The sequence below is a fragment of the Paenibacillus sp. NPDC056722 genome, from assembly GCF_042790635.1.
Lineage (GTDB): Bacteria > Bacillota > Bacilli > Paenibacillales > Paenibacillaceae > Paenibacillus_AQ > Paenibacillus_AQ agri.
The window spans coordinates 1-2,078 of the sequence record NZ_JBHTYV010000031.1 but is presented as its reverse complement, the minus strand read 5'-3'; the positions used below and the strand labels follow the sequence as shown (position 1 = coordinate 2,078).

The 2,078-nt window shown below is 69.0% G+C and carries 3 protein-coding genes; all 3 read right to left on the bottom strand.

Translation table 11 applies throughout. The features are described from left to right. Window positions 1–61: 61 nt before the first annotated feature. Window positions 62–334 carry a hypothetical protein gene (locus ACFRAM_RS28625; protein ID WP_379470429.1) on the bottom strand — a complete coding sequence of 91 codons (273 nt, stop codon included), beginning with the start codon at window positions 332–334 and terminating at the stop codon, window positions 62–64. 259 nt (window positions 335–593) lie between these two features. Then, window positions 594–1,436 (bottom strand): hypothetical protein, encoded by an 843-nt coding sequence (locus ACFRAM_RS28620; protein ID WP_379470428.1) that lies wholly within the window; start codon window positions 1,434–1,436, stop codon window positions 594–596. Window positions 1,437–1,439: 3 nt separating this feature from the next. Next, the coding region (locus ACFRAM_RS28615; RefSeq protein ID WP_379470427.1) for a PD-(D/E)XK nuclease-like domain-containing protein at window positions 1,440–2,078 on the bottom strand (639 nt) is incomplete at its 5' end.

Sequence of the window (2,078 nt, the reverse complement as noted above, 5' to 3'; positions counted from 1 at the left end):
ACGCGAACCGCGTTGAGCGCGTTGCGGAAATCGGTGGTCGACACCGTGATCGAGGTGGCGCTCATTCCGCACCGCCCTCGGCCAGGCCGAGCGCGGCCTTGATCCGCGCCTGCGCCACGGCGCGCTCGTCGGCGGTCATCGGGACACCCGTGACGTACGCGGAGACGAGCAGCTGCACCTTCTGCTGCTCGACCAGCGCGGCCAGCTGGTCGCCCGCGTACAGCAAGGCATGTGCGGTCGCCTCGCTGGCGTACGAGATCGCGGTCTGAGAATCCTCAGCGTTGGCCCAATACTTCAGGGATCCAACCGCTTCGGCGCGGTGATCGGTACTCATGCCGCACCGCCGATGTACCGGACATACGCGACGCCGTCACGGCAGCGGGATTCGAAGTCGCCAGGAGGCAGGTGAGGGTAGGTACCGCGCCTGATCCTGGAAGCGATCTGCATAGCGCCCCCGGCGCTGACGCTTCGAGGCCACTTGGACCACTGTCCCGGGTGGTCACGCAGCGCCTCGGCGAACTGCGTCAGAAGAGGGTCCGGCCTACGTCCCCCTCGCGTGGTGCTCTTGGGGAGCTCATTGAAGAAGTTGAAGGTCATTCCGCACCGTCCGCAGCGTCGGCCTGCCCCTTGTTGGCGCGGGTGCGCTTTACGGGTGCGGGGTCGGCGACCGGCTGCTCGTCGACGGTCGGCTCGGGCTCGGGCTCGGGCTCGGTCAGGTCCGAGACGTCGACCGCGGCATCGGGCACGGCGTCGAGCAGGTCGCCCACGCTGGCGGGCTCGGCGGTCTCGGGCTCCAAGTCGAGCTTGGGCGCGTACGCGAGATCCTCCCGGCTGTACGGCATTCCGAGCAGTACCTCGGGGGCCAGGCGGCGGCAGACCTCAGAGGCGGCCTTCGCGTACAGCATGGCCTGGGGATCGGTGTGGTACAGGGGGTTGCCGATGATCTCACCGGTGTTCTTGGAGCGCACCCAATCGTCGGTCTCCTCATCCCAGGTCGCGACGTACTCAGCCTTGATGGCGCGGTCCATGGTCCAGGTGCTCGACTCTTCGCTGCCGTCCTGCGCGACACCGTCGACCGTGGCCGTGGTGTCGGTGAGCTCGACCGTGCTGATCTTGTAGCCGCGAGCCTTGAGCAGGGCGACCATGGTGCGGGCCTCGATAGACGGCCGGCCGTAGTGCTTGTCGACCAGCCAGAGCGATTGGATCGGGTTCAGCCCCAGTTCGATTCCGAACAGGATCGCCGCCGCGCCGTCGAGCGGGCGGCCGCTGTAGCGCGGGGGAACCAGCGCGGTGCTGCACATCTGCTGAGCGATCTGCAGGGCCACCTCAAGGGCGGCGGCGTGCGCGGTGAGGATGTCCAGCGCGGGCACGGACACACGCAGTCCGGACAGGGGCGCGGGATGGACCGCTGAGATAGTGGCGATGTCGTGGGTCATGGGTCAGTCCTCCCGGTAAGCCCATGCGGGCTGCTCGATTTCGTGGATGTCGGTGCCGTAGTCGGGCCACTCCCCCGCGGTCAGGCACGCGGCGAACTTGTCGACCGCGGCGCGGTTGCGTGCCCCGGCGCGTGCGAGGAACCGCGGCGGTACGCGGTTGAGTGAGACCAGGTGCGGCGGGCGGCGGGCGACAACGGGGAACAGGAACGCCCGAGGCTTGCGGCCGAGGATGGTGAGACCGCCCTCGTACCAGTCCTGTTGCTGGTGGTATCCGTGCCCGCGGATCGACGCCGCGAACGCGACGGGGTCGGCGGTCTCGGCGGTCTTCAGGTCGAGCGCGATCACGTCCCCGTCGGGCGTGAGGTACAGGGCGTCGATGCGCAGGCGCAGCATCACGCCCGTGATGGGATCGCGCCACCATGCCGAGAGCTCGCACTCGGCGTCGCGGATCATCCGGCCAACCTTCGGCGTCTGCAGCACCGCGAGCGCGCAGGACTTCGCTCGGCGAATGTCCTTGGTCAGCAGCGGAATGCCGCCCTCGGCGCGGACCTCGGCGCGCTTGTTCTTCGCGACCGCGGTGCGCCAGCTGTCGGCCTTGACCTCGACGACGGGCGCGCCGACGCCGAGGGTGAGGGTGTGCAC

Coding starts and splice junctions, on each gene's coding strand:
- ACFRAM_RS28625 (WP_379470429.1), bottom strand. CDS start 334: ATGAGTACCGATCACCGCGCCGAAGCGGTTGGATCCCTGAAGTATTGG.
- ACFRAM_RS28620 (WP_379470428.1), bottom strand. CDS start 1,436: ATGACCCACGACATCGCCACTATCTCAGCGGTCCATCCCGCGCCCCTG.